Genomic DNA, 18240 nt, shown 5'->3' with positions numbered 1-18240 from the left:
GGTATCTGTTGTATGCTGCAAAGCAGGAACAACAAGCCTTGCAAACAAAGCATATGCAGGAACAGCAAATGCAGCAGGCAGCAGCTGTGCAGCAACAGGAAAAATATAACCTGCTGGAAGCCCGGCAGGAATACCTGCAAAATATGCTGGACGACAAAGCACTCCTCGTAAAAGAAAAGCAGCAGCAACTGGAACGTATCAACGACGAATTTGCTTCCATGATGGCGGAACAAAGCCGCCTGATGGAACAAAAGAAATACCTGCAGGAACAGTTGAACGGAGAAAAGGAACGACTGCAGCAACTACAGCAGGATTTTAAGGTACAATTCGAAAATATTGCCCAGCAACTACTGCAACGTATATCCGGCACCTTTATGGAGCAAAACCAGCTGAAAATGGACGACCTCCTGAAACCGCTGGCAGAGAAAATAGATAATTTCCGGAGCAGTGTACAGCAATCCCTCGTAGCGGAAACCTCGCAACGTGCTGAATTGAAAAATGAATTACAGCGCCTCCTGCAGCTGAATCAAACCCTGTCTAAAGAAGCCAATAACCTCACCAATGCGCTGAAAGCCGATACCAAGAAACAAGGCAACTGGGGCGAAATGATTCTGGAACGTGTGCTGGAGGCTTCCGGCCTGGAAAAAGGCGTGCACTACTTTACCCAGGATGCCCAATGGGACGAAGCGGGTCAGTTAAGAAGACCGGATCTGGTGTTACATCTGCCGGAAAACCGGCAGGTAGTTATCGACTCCAAAGTATCCCTGAAAGCCTATGAGCAGTATTGCAGCGGCACCAGCGACGAGGAGCGGAAACAGGCCCTGAAGCTGCATCTGCAGTCTGTCAAGAACCACGTGAATGAACTAAGCCGCAAAGCATACCACACCCTGTATAATAACACCACCGATTTTGTGGTGCTGTTTATTCCTATCGAACCGGCCTATGCTTTGGCCGTGATGCAGGAAGAAGACCTGTATGATTATGCTTTCCGCCGTAAAATCATCCTGGTGAGTGTACCGTCGTTACTGGCTACACTGCGCATTATTGACGCCATGTGGCGGTTGGATAAACAAAATAAAAATGCAGAAGAAATCGTAAGACAGGGGAGTGCGCTCTATGATAAATTCGTCGGATTTTCAGAAGATATGGGACTGATCGGCGATCACCTGCGACGCAGCCAGCAGGTATATGACAGCGCCCTGAATAAGCTGACTACCGGAAACGGTAACCTGGTAGGCCGCGCTGAAAAAATGCGGCGCCTGGGACTGGACAATAAAAAAACATTACCTAAAGACCTGACGGCGAATGCCGCAACAGATAGAGAAGAAACAAACACGCCGGCAGCATTGCCTGCAACAGCCAGCACGACAGATTATACCTGGCCGCCGGTTGATCCCGATGACGCGGATCCCATATCACCGGCCACCGATTTCAGGGAACCGTAATATTATCGGGCAGTGAACCAGCCAGCCAGGTTCACTGCCCATGCACTTAACACTGCTGTCTCACTGGTTTCCTCCGGTAAAAGAAGCTCAGATAGAGTGTAGCCATAAACGTGATAGCGGCAAACAGGTAAAAGGTAACCGGGAAATTCTCTGCATGGTTATTATACACAAAGGCAGAGAAGTAAGCGCCCAGGCCAATACCGGCTTCCATGGCAATATACATACTGGCCAATGCCCGGCCCCGGTGCTCCGGCCGCCCCAGGTCTACTGTCCAGGCAGTAACAGCCGGAGAGTTTAACCCCACTGAAATACCATATACCACAGCGGAAGCCATTAACAACAAATAATTGTGTGCCATCCCCATCATCACCATGGAACCCGCCATCAGTATAGCAGATACCTTCAACACCGGCACCCGGCCAAATTTATCAGACACTTTGCCGGCAAGCAACCGGATACCAATGGAACTGGCCGTGAAATAAGTAAAGAATACACCTTTATTGTTGACACCGAGGAACGAACCAAAATCAGGTATAATCGTCAATACCGCACCATAGCTGAAATACGTCAGAAAGCAGATAATGACCGGCGACCATACGAGCGGTTCAAAGATTTCATCACCGGATATTTTCAGTAAGGATAAACGGAATTTCTGTTTGTTGTCCAGGGTTTCTTTCATACCGGCCAGAATCACGACAGATAACAATGCAAATACGGCAGACAGCTGGAACATTACATTGATATTCCAACGCACGGCTACAAAGCCTCCAATCGCCGGGCCCATGGCCAGTCCGATGGTGCTGAACAACCCTACCATTCCCATGGCTTCCCCGCGGCGGGTCACCGGTACAATGTCTGACACATAGGCAGAAGTGCCGGTGGGTTTAAAGCCCGTGGAAAACCCGTGGAAAAAACGCAACAACATAAATGCCCCGACAGTACTCACCAGCGGATACATGAGACTACATACCACACATACCAGCGAGCCAAATATCATCACCGGTACACGGCCAATAGTGTCAGTAAGTTTGCCGCTGAAAGGGCGGGAAAGCCCTGCCATCAAGGTAAATAAGCCAATGATATACCCTTTGTAATCAGCTCCTCCCAGTTTGGTCAGATAGGCAGGTAACTCTGGTATCATCATATTAAAACTGGCCGAAAAGAGTGCATTGCTCAGACATAGCAATATAAAATGCAGGTTGTAGATCTTTTCTACGGAGGCTGGCGCGGGTTTTTCCTTAGACTGATACATGCAGGCAAAATTAGGAAGTATGGTACAATTTTAGCGAAGTAATTGTGCACACAAAGGAGAAGCCCGAACAAAACAACACTTCCCCCTGTTTATATTAACCGGTTGTTAAATCTTGATAAAGATCATAGTACCCTGTCTTCCGGTATCGTAAATTTATAGTAACCAAAAAATACAATGATATGAAAGTAAATATTGGTGTTTCCGCAGAGCATACAAAACAAATAGCATTAGAATTAAACAAAGTACTGGCAGATGAACTGATCGTATATGCAAAAACGCGCAATGCCCACTGGAATATTGAAGGCTCCAACTTCATGGAAATGCATAAATTCTATGAAGAACAATATGAAGAACTGGAAGAGTATGGTGATGAAGTAGCAGAATATATTCGTTCGCTGGGACACTATGCAGAAGGCCGTTTGGCAGATGTACTGAAACTCACGAACCTGCTGGAATCAGAATACTCCAACGACCAGAAAAAACAATTACAGGGATTACTGGATGATCATGAAACCATCATACGCAACCTCCGTCGTTTAATAGATGAGTTTGATGAAAAATATAAAGATAAAGGCGCCAGCGATTTCGTAACAGGTATGCTGCAGAAGCACCTGAAACTGGCCTGGATGATCCGCTCGTATCTGAAATAGATGTATGTTGAAATAAACGGGAAACGTGTTGGTTGCTATAACTGACACGTTTTTCGTTTTCATTAATTAGCTACATTTGTTTGTACCCCAGATTCTACCTAAAATAAAGCCCAATGGACAATACGAATACAGATCTCCGGTTGGCCGTATTAATTGATGCAGATAATATTCCTTATCATAATATCAAAGGCATGCTGGAAGAGGTAGCCAAATATGGTAATCCCACTTTCAAAAGAATTTATGGCGACTGGACCAAACCTACAGTAGTAGGCTGGAAAGGCGTTTTACTGGACTATGCCATTACGCCGATCCAGCAATACAGCTATACCTCCGGTAAAAATGCCACCGACTCCGCCATGATCATTGATGCCATGGATATCCTCTATACGGGTCGTGTAGATGGATTTTGCCTGGTATCCAGCGACAGCGACTTTACCCGCCTGGCCACCCGCCTGCGGGAAGCCGGCATGCGCGTAATAGGAATGGGAGAGCGGAAAACGCCCAGTGCTTTCCGGGCAGCCTGTGATAAATTCATCTACCTGGAAATCCTGCAGGTACGGGAAAAGAAAACAGATCCTGATAAGCCCCGTTCTACCAAAGAAAAGGCACAGAAGGGGATCAGCAAGGCAGATAAAGAGCTGATTCAGTTATTATCTACCAGCATTAACGATATCGCCGATGAAGACGGATGGGCATACCTGGGAGAACTAGGTAACCTGATCCTCAAAAAGCAACCTGACTTTGACGCCCGTAACTATGGCTTCAACAAACTACTACAGTTATTGAAAAGCTTCCCCGATTTTGAAATTGATATCCGGGAAAGCGGTAAGAAAACCGGTAAGCTGGTATATGTAAGAACAAAATAAACGATGACTACAGCGGTGATAAAGGTGATACAGGGAGATATTACCAAAATGAGTACGGATGCCATTGTGAATGCGGCCAATAGCTCCCTGATGGGCGGTGGTGGTGTGGATGGCGCGATTCATCGTGCCGGCGGACCGGCTATTCTGGAAGATTGCCGGGCAATTGTAGCCCGCCAGGGTGGCTGTAAAACAGGACAAGCTGTTATTACAACAGCGGGTCGTTTGCCGGCGAAATATGTGATTCATACCGTAGGCCCGGTATGGAATGGCGGGCAACACGAGGAGGCACAGCTGCTGGCAGCCTGTTACCGGCATTCCCTGGAACTGGCGGTGCGGCATCATTTAAGCAGCGTTGCTTTCCCAAATATCAGTACGGGTATTTATCGGTTTCCGAAAGACCTGGCGGCCAGTATCGCCATGGATACCATTGTGCAGGTACTGGAGCAGGAAGCGGCGCTCCGCGAAGTAGTGCTGGTTTGTTTTGATGAAGAGAACCTCCATTATACCCAACAATATTACAATCAATATATCCGGCCGGCGTAAAAAGCAAAAGGCCTCCTGTAAAGGAAGCCTTTCGTTTTCTTATGCGATGTAAAAGAATGTTATGTGACTAGGCTTTTGCGTATTTAACCCAGGCATACAGGAACATCAGCCCAAAAACAACGATTGCAACAGGTGCCAGAAAACCACCAATGCTGTCGCCTATTTTGTAAAAGCTGGTAGTTTGTACTACTGTTAAAAGATTCATCAACATAGTATAATGATTTAAATGATTTCCGGCCGCAAATTAGAACTTTCAGGGCAAATTCCCAATGAACGGTCCGGTTACCAGTGCATTAATTGTTGTACATACTTGTCCAGCCTCGATTTGGCCAGGAAATTTTTTTCCAGCACGGGCGCAAAAGGTACCGGTGTATCCAGGCTGGCGCACCGTAATACGGGAGCATCCAGCAAGGAAAAACAGTGTTCGGCTATCCAGGCACTGATTTCTGCCCCAAAGCCGCCAATAAGGGTATCTTCATGCAGGACCAGTACTTTGCCCGTAGCAGCTACAATTTCCTGTATAGCGGTGTAGTCGAGGGGCAGGAGGGTCCGGAGATCCAGGATACCTATGGAAATTTCCGGATGTTGGGCAGCATATTCCATGGCCCAGTGTACGCCGCTGCCATAGGTGATGATACTGATATCATCGCCCGCCTGTACCAGTCGTGCTTTCCCGATTTCCACCGTATAGTAGGCATCCGGTACCGGGCTGCTGATGCTACGGTAAAGTGCTTTGTGCTCGAAATACATCACCGGATTGGGATCCGCCAGCGCCGCTGTCAGCAAGCCTTTGGCGTCTTCCGGTGTAGCCGGATATACGACTTTTAATCCGGGTACATGGGTAAACCAGGCCTCATTGCTTTGGGAGTGGAAAGGACCTGCTCCCACGCCGCCCCCGGAAGGCATCCGGATCACGACATCGGCAGGTTGTCCCCAGCGGTAGTGTATTTTGGCCAGGTTGTTAACGATCTGATTAAAACCACAGGTAACGAAATCTCCGAACTGCATTTCCACCATGCTCTTGAAACCAGCCAGCGATAAGCCCAATGCGGTACCCACGATGGCGCTTTCACACAGGGGCGTATTACGTACCCTATCGGCACCAAATTGTTCCATGAATCCTTCCGTGATTTTGAAGGCGCCGCCATAACCCGCAATATCCTGGCCCATGAGGATGAGCTCCGGATGCTGTTCCATGGCTTGTTTCAGGCCATCAGACAACGCATTGATAAACCGTTTTTCGGTACTGCCGCCTGCGGGAGCCACCGGTGCGGGTGCCGGCGCATACAGGTCGTTCAGTTCTTTGTGGGTATCAGCTTCAAAAGGAGTATCAGTTAAGCCTTTGGCTACATCTGCTTCGATCTGGCGTTTGAGATCTTCACGAATGCTTTTGATATCGTTTTCAGTCAGCAGTTTTATTTCCTGCAGGTAGTTTTCAAATTGTACGACGGGATCTTTTTTACCCCATATTTCAAACAGTTCCGGCGGCACATATTTCACGCCGCTGGCTTCTTCATGGCCGCGCATACGGAAGGTCATGGCTTCTATCAGTACCGGTTTTTGTTCGGTAATGGCATAGGAGCGGGCCTCCCGGATGGCCAGGAATACTTCCAGCAGGTTGTTGCCATCGATCTGTATGCCTTTCATGCCATAGCCGGCGGCGCGTTCTGTCAGGTTGTTACAGCGATACTGTTCGCTCACCGGTGTACTGAGGCCATAGCCATTGTTTTCGATGAGGAATATAACGGGGAGGTCCCATACAGCGGCCACATTGAGCGCTTCATGAAATTCTCCTTCGCTGGTGCCGCCTTCGCCGGTAAAGGCCAGGGCCACTTTTTCTTCTTTTCTTAGTTTGTGTGCGAGGGCAATACCATCGGCAATCGACAGTTGCGGTCCCAGGTGGGAAATCATCCCGCAGATGTGATGTGCGCGGCTACCGAAGTGGAAGGAACGTTCCCGTCCCTGACTGTAGCCGTGTTCACTTCCCTGCCATTGCAACAGGAGTTTGTCCAGTGGCATGTGGCGGGTGGTAAATACGCCCAGGTTGCGATGGAGCGGCATAATCCATTCATCTGGCTCCAGGGCCAGGGTGGCGCCTACTGCAATTGCTTCCTGGCCGATGCCCGAAAACCATTTACTTATTTTCCCCTGCCGCAGCAGGAGCAGCATTTTTTCTTCTATAAGCCGTGGATATACAAGCGTCCGGTAAAAAGACAGCAATTGCGTATCATTCAGGTCAGACCGGTTGAAATACATGGAGTGGTTTTTAATGGCAGAAAAGGTATGAGGGGCTAATCATTGCTGCCGCCGGCAATACTAAGCATAACGCTGTTGATGATGGTCATTACAATACTGAACAACATGGCCCACCAGAAACCATCTACTTTAAACCCTGAGATGAGTTTGGCTGCCAGCAGGATAATCAACGCATTAATGACAAAGAGGAAAAGACCGAGGGTAACAATGGTGACCGGAAGCGTGAGTATAATCAACAGGGGCTTTACCAGTGCATTTAATAAAGCTAATACGAGTGCCAGTATCAGCGCCGTCATGAAGCTGTCTATCTTAACAGCAGGCTTTAATAAATAGGTAGTTAGCATAGCCGCCAGCGCGCTGACTAATATCCGGATCAGAAAACCCATAGCAGAAAGATTTATTAGTTAAGTTAAGAAAATTAAACGTTGGACATTTCATTATTTTGATATTTAGTTATCGGATATTGACGCTGCTATGATGATCCGGATCAGATAACTAAATATCAAAACAACCGGCTTACATAAAATTGTCCGCTTCCCGATAAGCGCGGATCAGTGCTGCTTCGCCTTCCTGTCCTTTTCCGGCAACGCCGTGTTCCATTCCCAGCACACCTTTGTAGCCTTTTTTATGCAGGTGTTTAAAAATGTTTTTATAATTGATTTCACCGGTACCTGGTTCTTTCCGGCCGGGATTATCACCGATCTGGATATACGCAATTTCATCCCAGCAAAGGTCCATGATGGGAATCAGGTTACCTGTGTTGCGTTGCATGTGATAGATGTCGTACAGGATTTTACAGGATGGACTGTTGACAGCTTTACAGATTTCAAAACTTTGCTCTGCTGTACGTAGAAACAGTTCCGGTGTATCGCTCAGCGGCTCCAGTACCATGATCAGGCCATGGGGTTCAAATATTTCCGCTCCTTTACGCAAGGCATCCAATACATGGGCTGTTTGTACACCCATAGGGAGGCTGCGATCGAAGAAGCCAGGAACAACAGTCGCCCATTTGGCATTGACCCGCTTTGCTGCTTCCACGCTGTCTTTACAGGTTTTTACAAAGGCATCTTTAAACTCCTGTTTGCCGGAGGCAAGAGACGTTTTCCAATTGTTGCCGGTATCCACAACAAATACACCCATCTGCATACCCAGTTTGTTCAGCAGTGCGCCGATTTTCTCCTGTTCTGCTACCGGGCGTCCCAACAAGCCATTGTCTTCAATAGCCCGGAAACCCTGGTCATGCATATATTTGATCTGATCTGTAAAACTGCTGCCACCACTGTTTTTAAACATACCATCATGTGGGGCATAGTTGAGGCGAAAGGTATTTTCACCGGCGCCGGGAGCAGGAGTGGAGCCGGCCGCCTGGCTGGGATAGCCGAGTGCCCCCAGTGCGAGGGTAGAGATGCCTGCCAGCGTGCTTTGTTGCAGGAATTTTCTTCTTTCCATAACGTTAGATTAAGTGTAAAAACGACGTGACGATAAATTTAATCGCTTTCTCATGTAAATACTAGCAGTGATGCAAAAAATTCAATTCCTGACGCAATTTTCGCATTCCTAAAAAAGTATTGCATTCCAGTATTGTATTTTTTAAATTCACCCACTTATATCATTTTATCAATCACGCGAGATGACCAGACAGTATATGACCTTATTACTGGGTCTTATATGCAGCCAGGGAGTAGTGGCCCAGTCACAGGCTTTTGAACCGTATGAACAAAAGCTCCCCGGTACTGCATTAAGTTTTAAAATGGTGCCCATCAAAGGAGGTTCCTTTACCCTGGGAAGCCCGGACAATGAAAAAGGCAGAAATAAAGATGAAGGCCCGGCAGCTGCCGTACAATTGTCTGATTTCTGGATGGGAGCTACAGAAGTTACGTTTGATGAATACGATGTATATGCGGATGCTGAAAAAGATAAAACACCGATTCCCGATGGGATGACGCGTCCCAGCCCGCCGTATATAGACCTTACCCTGGGTATGGGCAAATCCGGTGGATATCCGGCTAACAGTATGAGCCAGTATGGCGCCCTGATGTATTGCCGTTGGCTGTATGCCAAAACAGGCGTGTTTTATCGCCTGCCTACCGCAGCAGAATGGGAATACGCCTGCCGTGCCGGCGCTACTACGGCCTATCCTTTTGGCAATGACGCCGCCGCGTTGAAAGACTATGCCTGGTTTAAAGAAAACAGTGACCAGAAATACCACAAGGTAGCACAGCTGAAACCCAACGCCTGGGGCCTGTATGACATGCTGGGGAACGTGGCAGAATGGACGATGGATCAATACGAGGAAACTGGTGTGGCACAGGCATCCGGGAAAGATCCCTGGATACATCCTACGGCTAAAACACCCCGGGTGGTGAAAGGCGGTAACTATCAGGATGCGGCCCCGCAGCTACGTAGTGCTGCCCGCCTGAAATCAGATCCGGTGTGGAACCGCCGTGATCCGCAGATTCCTAAAAGCTTTTGGTGGAACGCAGATGCCCCCTTTGTGGGATTCAGAATAGTCAGACCTGTACAACAACCTACTGCTATAGAAGCAGCTCAATTCTTTGAAGAGATGATAGATAAATATAAAGGAGCACGCTAGTTATACACATCCTAAAATCAAAAATCTTACTTCTTTTATGGAACGCGAACATGATAAATTCCACGATCAAAGCCGCCGCTCATTTGTAAAACAAACATCCCTGCTGGCCGGCGGACTCTTAGCGATGCCTGTTTTATCCAAAGCCAATTTTTTCTCCGGCTCTTCTGATGTCATTAAAGTAGCCCTGATTGGTTGTGGTGGCCGCGGTACCGGCGCTGCTACCCAAGCGCTCAGCACCAAAGAAAATGTGGAGCTGGTAGCCATGGCCGATGCCTTCCCGGACCGGCTGAAAGACAGCTACGACAACATCAAAGAAGCATTGGGCGAAAAAGCCAACCGGGTGAAAGTACCGGAGCAAAATAAATTTACCGGGTTTGATGCCTACAAGCAGGCGATTGCTCTTGCGGATGTGGTGATCCTTACCACCCCGCCGGGTTTCAGGCCTATTCATTTTGAAGAAGCCATCCGGCAAGGGAAACATGTATTCATGGAAAAACCGGTAGCAACAGACCCCGCAGGTATTAAAAAAGTACTGGAAGCTGCCGCCGTAGCCAAAAGCAAAAAACTGAATGTAGTGGTGGGCCTGCAACGCCATTATCAAAACTCTTACCGGGAGTTGTATAAACGTGTACAGGATGGGATGATCGGTGAGATACTGTCTACACAGGTGTGGTGGAACCAGGGTGCACTTTGGGTGAAGCCCCGCAAACCAGAATATACGGAGATGGAGTACCAGATGCGTAACTGGTATTATTTCAACTGGCTGTGCGGCGATCATATCGTAGAACAACATATCCACAATATTGATGTGAGTAACTGGTTTATGGGCGCTACACCGCTGACGGCAGGTGGTATGGGCGGCCGTGCCGTACGTACGGGTAAAGAATACGGAGAGATCTTCGACCACCACTTTGTGGAATACCGGTATGCCAACGGCGTAGTGATGAACAGTCAGTGCCGCCACTGGAAAGATGCACCCAGTAAAGTAGATGAAGAAATTGTAGGTACCAGGGGCCGCATTTTCTGTGATAAGGGTACGATTGTAAGTCACAAAGGAAAAGTGTTGTATCAGTTTGATAAAACAAAAGAAAACAACCCTTATCAGACCGAGCATGATGAACTGTTTGCAGCGATTGCCAAAGGAGAGTATCGCTTCCAGGATGCAGAGAGAGGGGCAGAAGCCACCCTGTCTGCTATCATCGGCCGGCTGGCTACCTATTCCGGACAGGTCATCAACTGGCAGGTAGCATTAAATTCCGGGTTAAATATCCAACCCCAGCGGTATGCTTTTGATGCGCCGCCACCGGTATTACCGGATGCCAGCGGCAACTACGCTTATGCAAAGCCTGGGCAGACCAAATATTTTACCACCTGATAACTGTGGTTTTTTACAACGGAGCAGCGAAGATCGTATATCGATCTTCGCTGTTCTTTTTAAGCACCGCAGCGGGTAATGACCCGATTACTGCAGGTAATTCGTAATTTCCACCTATGAGGAGCATTTTATTGGCAACAGCGGGTTGCCTCTTTAGTGTATTGCAGGCACAGTCACAGTCTGCAGCGATTAAGAAATGGGCAGACACGCAGCTATTGCAGCAGGCGCCGCTGAAACAAACGCAGACTGGCATCAGTATCTACGAACCGGCTACCGGTAAGTACTGGCTGCAACACCACGATGATCAGTTTTTTACGCCGGCATCCAACGTGAAGATATTTGCATTATATGCAGGATTGAAGCTGCTGGGCGACTCCTTACCCGGTGCCCGCTACTATGAAAATGATACGGCCTTGTTTGTACAGGGAATGGGGGATCCGTCTTTCCTGCATCCGGACTATACCTGGCAGCCGTTATTGCAACTGTTGCAAACAACCGCTAAAAAGATATACCTGGTACCGGCCGTCAACCAGTATCAGCGTTTCGGACCAGGGTGGGCCTGGGACGACTATGCCGACGATTATCAGCCTGAACTGAATGAATGGCCAATGTACGGCAACGTAGCCCGGCTGTATCATCACCGGGATACGAGCAGCATCTTACCTGGATTATTTACGCTGCAGACCACCGTTGATGCTACATTGCGCAGTCCGGTCATGAAACGGGACGAACGGAGCAACACTTTCTCCCTGCAATATAATCCTGCTGACAGGAGCGTGTCAAAGGGGTATGTTCCTTTTATGACAGGAACGATAACGGACCTGCAACAGCGACTGGAAGATACGCTGCACCGTCGCATCAGTATTGCGACAGTACCGCCGGCCGGCCCCTTTAAAATATTGAACAGCATTCCTGCGGATTCGTTATATGCCCCCATGATGCACCGGAGCGACAATTTTTTTGCAGAACAAATCCTGCTGATGAGTGCTGCCCGCCAATGGGATACGCTGAATAACAAAAAGACGATCGACTATTTGTTGTCCGGGCCGCTGAAAGGTTTACCCGATTCACCGCAATGGGTAGATGGTTGCGGCCTTTCCCGTTATAACCTGTTTACGCCGCGCGACTTTGTAACCATACTCACAAAGCTGTACCGGGAATATCCGCAAGACCGCCTCTGGGAAATCTTTCCCACCGGTGGAAAAGAAGGAACGCTGAAAAACTATTACACCCAACAGTTTGTACATGCCAAAACCGGCAGCTTTACAGGGGCTGTCGCGTTGAGTGGTTATCTGGTGACACGGAAAAATAAAGTGCTGGTATTCAGTGTGCTGGTCAATAATAACCGCGAAAAGGCGGGTGGTGTACGGAGAGCAGTAGAACGACTGCTGACGATGATCTGGAAAGAGTATTGATCAGGGTTTGAGGATATAGGAGGTAATCCTGGTGGTATCTGTTGGTTTATCTTCTTCTATCAGACCCACGCCTTTTGCATAATAGCGGGTAGCAATGGTGCCTGCGGGTACAGGGCCGCCATGCATGACAGAATAGGCGTCTGTTCTGACACTGATGACTTCCAGATAGTTTTTACCATTCACTGCTTTGGTAATGCCTCTGTCGAGGATGGTATACAGCAGAATACCGGTAGAAGTATCCTGGGCATTGACAATTTTGATCGTGTCGAGCCAGATGCTTCCCTGCGGCATGTATTCCCGGAGGTAGGTCAGTTTCAGGTCGTCTGCGCGGCCTCCCTGATAGGTAGGCATGCTGGCGATCTGTGTATAGACGCCGTCTTTGCAGTTGGAGCCGGTGAATACACTGTCGTCGCCAATCTTTTTGTAGGTAGTGCCCCGGATGGTGGTATCACCGGAAACAGTGAGGGTATAATTGAAGGTATCTTTCGAATCGTTTTTGATATTGCTGTAGGAGAAGGAAGAGCCAATGGTGTAGGGCGCATACTCGCAGTTACCGAATTGAGGGCCATCTTTACTCGTCTCTTTACTGCAGGCTACCAGCAGGGTGCCCATCAGTAAAATCAGAAGAGGATAAAGGTGCTTCATAAAAACATTGGATCTGGTTTTTCTATAACGGTATTTCCTATGAATTTATGCAAAAAAGGCCAATAGTTTTTGAGAACTATTGGCCTTTTTAAAAAATATACGACAATCTATTACCACAGCCTTTTTACTTTTACGGTCCCACTGATTGTACGGAGGCGGGTATCTGTATAATCCTGCGCATTCCTTAATTTCCCGTTTATTGTAAAGATGAGGAAGTCGCCTTTACGGGGAGCTTCTTGGGTAACGGTATAGGAATAATCACCACCCAAGAAAACATTAGGCAGGTTCAGGTGCATGTTACGGACGTGAGTACCTTTTTCTAAACCTGCCAGAATCAGTACACAGGATTCTTTGATATTACCGAAAGGGTTTTTGGTAATTTTTACCCGATAAACATCTGATGTATCTGAACTTAAATCTACGATGTCTGCGGGTGTGGTATAGGTATAACTGGTACCATCCACGATCAGGCTGGCCGTACTTTGCTCTATGACGTCACAAACCTGTAGATCTGCTACCTGGTCTACACTTACTGCTGTTAATTCACGGGCGATTGTTTTGTTGGTGGCCAGGTCTATTGCATTGATACTGACGTCGGTTGCAGTCGCTTCGCAATGAAGCGCTGTGATGTTATAAGTCCCGTTTTTTAACAACGCACGATAAAGTTTACTCTCCACGGTTACATTCACAATGCCATTGGTTACCGGGTTGTTATCACAGTTTGTAACGGTGCCGCTTATACGCAGCGTGTTACCTGCGGCCGGAGTTACTTTAATAATTCCGAGGCTGTTGAATGCAGTCCAAGGCCCGACTTTTCTGGATAACATTTCCATTTCACAGGTGCCATGGCGTTTAACAACGGTCATGGTCAATGACTCATTGGCTGGTACGACACCCTGGACTTCTCCGTTTTCGTTGGTATAGTCAAAAGAACTGGTGCCATCCTGGCGGGTCATTTTTATCTGGAAAAAGGCCAATGGGCTGCCTGTTTCATTCTGGAGGGTAGCGGTAAAATAGGCAGGCCAAAACCATAGACTATGGGTCCAGGTGGAAAAATGTTTGAGTGATCCCAGGTAGCTGTCGCCAACTTTGTTCGCGCTGCCTTCTTCCCGCCATACGCCGATTTTTTCATCGAAATGCCACAATGGAATCGTAGCCGGTGCGGAAGACAATAAGGTGGCCGGAATCGTCACTTTAAAGGTCACGGACATGGAGCTGTCCAGGTGCAGCTTTTCGCCGGCAGCGCCGCGTACTTCCAGCGCCATCATGCCATAGGATTTTAAACCTACCAGTGCATTGCCGTTGTTAATACCGCGCAGGTCACCCGGCATAATGTCTGCAAAATCAGCACGCTCCGGATTGATGGGGGCATAGTACAAGGATACTTTACCGGTATAAGGTGTATTGTCGGCATTCAGTACATGATTAGGCCGGAAGATAAACTGGGCGTTGGAAGCGGTGATGTTTCCGCCGGTGGCGCCGTCAAATACGCCAGCTACTTTTTTCGGCAGCAGTTGTATCTGTACATACTGCAGTTTATTGTCTGCAGGAATGCTGAACGTACGGATACCATCGAAGTAACCGCTTTTTGTAACCGTAACTACCGCGGCAGCTTTCACCACAGTAATATCATCTAACAGAAAATATCCTTTGGCATTGGTGCTGATGGTTTTCTGCCCGGCTTTTACGCTGGCGCCTTGTACCGGACGATTATTCTCATCCAGTATAATCCCCTGAATGCCGGTTTTCACCTGCTGGGTAGGAATAGGATTATTATTGTTGACAGGCGGCACTATTTCGTTGGGATACTTAACAGTGACCATGGATTTGTCGCATGCACTGAGCAGTACTAATGGTAATGCCAGCCACCATAAAACATTCTTGAACATATCAGATTGGTATTGGTATAAGGATAACGAGTGATTGACCAGGGATTTGTGTATTCGGGAACAAATGTAAAATATTCTTTTTGTATCTGATAAACGTTTAAAAAAGGTGTCCTTACTACACTTATTTTTAGAAAATAATTAAAGCTTTTCTAGATAATTTAGGATGATATGTTTGGTTACTCCATTTCGGAGTACCCCGACGTTGCTATGAATTCCATCATCCAAAATCTTGTAGCATGAATCCACGTTATGCAAAGGCTATGCTATTGCTATGCCTTTTTGCCACCGGCACGGAGGCCGTCAGCGCCCGTGTGCCGCTGCCTGGAATCTGGCAGCAGTCCAATCTCACAGTAAAGGGGAAGGTAAAAGATGTAAACGGGAATTCCCTGCCCGGCGTAACCGTATTGGTGAAGGACACCAAAAAAGGAACCACCAGCGATGAAAAAGGAAATTTCACGTTGACCGATGTTAAAAAAGATGCCGTACTGGTATTCCAGTACATCGGTTTTGATCCGCAGGAAGTAAAGCTGGAAGGCCGTACCAGTGTAAATATGGTATTGAAGGAAAACCAGAAAACACTGGACGAATACGTAGTAGTGGGGTATGGTACCCAGAAAAAAGTAACTAAAACAGGCGCCGTTTCTTCTGTAAAAGGAGCGGAGCTGCAGCAGTCGCCCAATGTAAACATCTCCAATTCCCTGGTAGGCCGCATCCCGGGTATTATTGCCGTAAACAACAGTGGAGAGCCGGGCAACGATGGCTCCCGTATTTTCATCCGTGGCCGCAGCACGCTGGGTAACAGCAGTCCGCTGGTAGTCATTGATGGATTTCCCCGGGATGGTTTTGAACGCATGAACCCCAACGACATCGAAAGTGTGTCTATCCTTAAAGACGCTGCTGCGGCGATCTATGGTTCGCGTGCAGCCAATGGCGTTATACTGGTCACCACCAAACGGGGAAAAGGAGGGAAGCCCACATTGAGTTACGGATTTAACCAATCTTTTGTAACGCCCACCCGTTTACCTAAAATGGCGGATGCGCCTACCTATGCACGGGTAGTAAATGAAATCCTGCAATATGGCGGCGATAAGCCCCGCTACACGGAAGAGCAGATCCGTAAATTCGGAGATGGCACAGACCCCTGGCTCTATCCTAACACCAACTGGTATGATGCCGCGATCAAAAAAACGTCTTTACAAAACCGCCACGACCTGTCGTTATCAGGTGGTACGGAAAAAATGTCTTACTACATTTCATTAGGTTCCCTGTACCAGGATGGGATCTATAAAAAAAGTGCCACCAACTACCGGCAACAGAATGTACGGGCCAACCTGGATGCTGTAGTAACAGATAATATCCGGTTACGTTTCGATCTGGCCGGCCGCCTGGAAAACAAAAGTTATCCACCCCGTAGTGCCTCTTCCATATTCCGGTCGTTGATGCGGGGCCGCCCGACTGAAAATGCCATATGGCCCAATGGCATGCCCGGACCAGACATTGAATATGGTGATAACCCTGTGGTAACCAGCACTAACGAGATCGGTTATACGAATGATAAGAATTATGTGGTGAACGGTACGTTTGTCGCAGTGGTGAATATTCCGTGGGTACAGGGATTATTTGTAGATGGTAGTTTTGCCTATGACCAGAACTTCCAGTTCTATAAATCCTTCGTAAAGCCCTGGACGTTATACACCCTGGATGCGAACAGCACCGACCACAAATTAAATCCGGCCATCCGCGGTGTGAGCGCACCGCAGCTGAATGAATCGTTTTCCAGTAACCGCTTGTCTACGGTTAACGTGAAGGTGAATTATGTGCGGGCTTTTGGTAAACATAATCTCAGTTCCTTTTTTGCTGTGGAACAAAGCACTTTCAAAGGCGATAACTTTTCTGCCAGCCGGCGCTATTTTATCAGTGATGCGCTGGATCAGCTGTTTGCCGGAGGCGACAAGGAAAAGAACAATGACGGTGGTGGCTTTGAATATGCCCGCCGGAATTTCTTCGGCCGTGTTTCGTATAACTATAAAGAAACCTATCTGTTTGATTTTAATGCCCGTTATGATGGATCGCAGATCTTCCCGGCCGGCCGGCGTTATGGTTTCTTCCCGGGAGCTTCCGCAGGCTGGGTGATTTCCAATGAGCCTTTCTGGAAAAGGAATATCCGCCGCCTGGACTACTTTAAGATACGTGCCTCCTATGGGCAGATGGGTAATGACCAGGTGAATCCGTTCCAATACCTGAGTACCTACGGCTTTAGCAGCAGTGGGGTGATGTTTGGCGGAGATCTGAATAAGTCCATTTATCAGCTGCGCTCTCCCAATGAAGCCATTACCTGGGAGGTGGCCAACAACTACGACATTGGGATAGAGGCAAAGATTCTGGGCGATAAGCTGGCTTTTGAAGGCGATTATTTTCTTACCCGCCGTTCCAACATTCTGGTGCCTCGCGGGCAATCGATGCCGGTATATACCGGTATGACGCTGCCGGATGAAAACATCGGAAGGGTAGAGAATAAAGGATTTGAAGTGGTATTGAGCCATAAAAATGATATCCGGAAATTTCACTATGAAATCATTGGTACCCTCACCCATGCGCAGAATAAAATTCTCTTCTGGGATGAAGCCCCGGGCGTGCCTTCCTGGCAACAGAATACCGGCAAGCAGATTGGCGCCCCGCTGTATTATAAAGCCATCGGTATTTATAAATCAGAAGAAGAGGTGAAAAACTCAGTGCACCTGGGTGGCGCGCGTGCAGGGGATATCATTTTTGAAGATGTGAACAATGATAATGTAATAGATGATCTCGACCGGGTACGCATGGATCGCACAGAAAACCCCACCTGGATCTTTGGGCTGACGATGGTAGCGAAATTTAAAAACTTCGACTTTACCATGTTGTGGCAGGGGGCCACCGGCGCCAGCCAGTACCTGCGTACAGAATCCGGTCTGATAGGCAACTTCCCGATGGCCATTGTACAAGACCGCTGGACGGCGGATAACACCAATGCTGATTGGCCAAGAGCGTACGACCGTGACCGTGAGTACTGGGTAAGCAGGCAAAACACTTTCTGGTATTGGAATACCAACTATATGCGGCTGAAAACCCTGGATATCGGTTACAACATTCCGTCGGCTATATGTAAAAGAGTGGGACTGCAAAACTTCCGGGTATACGTCAGTGGCCAGAACCTGGTTACTATCGACAAGGTTAAAATATTTGACCCCGAAGCGCCCAGTGGCAGCGGACAGTACTACCCGCAAACGAAGATTTACAATGTGGGATTAAACATCACCTTTTAATGATTGCAG

Annotated in this window: 15 protein-coding genes; 8 read left to right on the top strand and 7 right to left on the bottom strand. The window is 48.0% G+C overall.

Translation table 11 applies throughout. From position 1 onward, the window contains the following. Positions 1-53: 53 nt before the first annotated feature. Entirely contained in the window at positions 54-1445 is a 1392-nt protein-coding gene (locus OL444_RS02845; protein WP_264734750.1) for a DNA recombination protein RmuC, read from the top strand. A 46-nt stretch (positions 1446-1491) separates the two neighbouring features. Here OL444_RS02845 and OL444_RS02840 read toward each other — a convergent pair whose 3' ends face one another. Further along, positions 1492-2697, bottom strand: coding sequence for an MFS transporter (locus tag OL444_RS02840; RefSeq protein WP_264734751.1), 1206 nt, complete (start codon positions 2695-2697; stop codon positions 1492-1494). Positions 2698-2876: 179 nt separating this feature from the next. Between OL444_RS02840 and OL444_RS02835 the strand changes: the two genes are divergently transcribed. From OL444_RS02835 to OL444_RS02825, 3 genes are all read left to right on the top strand, one after another. Next, positions 2877-3347 (top strand): Dps family protein, encoded by a 471-nt coding sequence (locus OL444_RS02835; RefSeq protein WP_264734752.1) that lies wholly within the window; start codon positions 2877-2879, stop codon positions 3345-3347. Positions 3348-3460: 113 nt separating this feature from the next. Next, positions 3461-4213: an NYN domain-containing protein gene (locus OL444_RS02830; RefSeq protein WP_264734753.1), complete on the top strand. Its 753-nt coding sequence runs from the start codon at positions 3461-3463 to the stop codon at positions 4211-4213. A 3-nt stretch (positions 4214-4216) separates the two neighbouring features. Further along, positions 4217-4756 carry an O-acetyl-ADP-ribose deacetylase gene (locus OL444_RS02825; RefSeq protein WP_264734754.1) on the top strand — a complete coding sequence of 180 codons (540 nt, stop codon included), beginning with the start codon at positions 4217-4219 and terminating at the stop codon, positions 4754-4756. 67 nt (positions 4757-4823) lie between these two features. Here OL444_RS02825 and OL444_RS02820 read toward each other — a convergent pair whose 3' ends face one another. The 4 genes from OL444_RS02820 to OL444_RS02805 all read right to left on the bottom strand — a co-directional run bounded on the left by OL444_RS02820 (position 4824) and on the right by OL444_RS02805 (position 8461). Beyond that, on the bottom strand, positions 4824-4967 hold the full coding sequence (locus tag OL444_RS02820; RefSeq protein WP_264734755.1) for a hypothetical protein: 144 nt from the start codon (positions 4965-4967) through the stop codon (positions 4824-4826). Between the two features lie 71 nt (positions 4968-5038). Further along, a complete protein-coding gene (locus OL444_RS02815) occupies positions 5039-7012 on the bottom strand; it encodes an alpha-ketoacid dehydrogenase subunit alpha/beta (RefSeq protein ID WP_264734756.1) in 1974 nt (657 codons plus the stop codon). A gap of 35 nt (positions 7013-7047) precedes the next feature. Further along, positions 7048-7398: a phage holin family protein gene (locus OL444_RS02810; protein WP_264734757.1), complete on the bottom strand. Its 351-nt coding sequence runs from the start codon at positions 7396-7398 to the stop codon at positions 7048-7050. A gap of 130 nt (positions 7399-7528) precedes the next feature. After that, positions 7529-8461 (bottom strand): hydroxypyruvate isomerase family protein, encoded by a 933-nt coding sequence (locus tag OL444_RS02805; RefSeq protein WP_264734758.1) that lies wholly within the window; start codon positions 8459-8461, stop codon positions 7529-7531. A 181-nt stretch (positions 8462-8642) separates the two neighbouring features. Between OL444_RS02805 and OL444_RS02800 the strand changes: the two genes are divergently transcribed. From OL444_RS02800 to OL444_RS02790, 3 genes are all read left to right on the top strand, one after another. Further along, complete coding sequence (locus OL444_RS02800) at positions 8643-9605, top strand: formylglycine-generating enzyme family protein (RefSeq protein ID WP_264734759.1); 963 nt, start codon at positions 8643-8645, stop codon at positions 9603-9605. 37 nt (positions 9606-9642) lie between these two features. Next, positions 9643-10980, top strand: coding sequence for a Gfo/Idh/MocA family protein (locus OL444_RS02795; protein WP_264734760.1), 1338 nt, complete (start codon positions 9643-9645; stop codon positions 10978-10980). A 116-nt stretch (positions 10981-11096) separates the two neighbouring features. After that, on the top strand, positions 11097-12395 hold the full coding sequence (locus OL444_RS02790; RefSeq protein WP_264734761.1) for a D-alanyl-D-alanine carboxypeptidase/D-alanyl-D-alanine-endopeptidase: 1299 nt from the start codon (positions 11097-11099) through the stop codon (positions 12393-12395). Here the strand turns inward: OL444_RS02790 and OL444_RS02785 are convergent, their stop codons facing one another. Together OL444_RS02785 and OL444_RS02780 are read right to left on the bottom strand one after the other, a co-directional pair. Then, positions 12396-13040, bottom strand: coding sequence for a hypothetical protein (locus OL444_RS02785; protein ID WP_264734762.1), 645 nt, complete (start codon positions 13038-13040; stop codon positions 12396-12398). Between the two features lie 110 nt (positions 13041-13150). Further along, entirely contained in the window at positions 13151-14929 is a 1779-nt protein-coding gene (locus tag OL444_RS02780; RefSeq protein ID WP_264734763.1) for a hypothetical protein, read from the bottom strand. 236 nt (positions 14930-15165) lie between these two features. Here OL444_RS02780 and OL444_RS02775 point away from each other — a divergent pair, with 236 nt between their 5' ends. Then, entirely contained in the window at positions 15166-18231 is a 3066-nt protein-coding gene (locus tag OL444_RS02775; protein ID WP_264734764.1) for a SusC/RagA family TonB-linked outer membrane protein, read from the top strand. Positions 18232-18240: the final 9 nt, after the last annotated feature.

This window comes from Chitinophaga nivalis (genome assembly GCF_025989125.1).
Taxonomy (GTDB): domain Bacteria; phylum Bacteroidota; class Bacteroidia; order Chitinophagales; family Chitinophagaceae; genus Chitinophaga; species Chitinophaga nivalis.
Note: the sequence above shows the minus strand (reverse complement) of the source record. Positions and strands in the feature narration are given on the sequence as shown.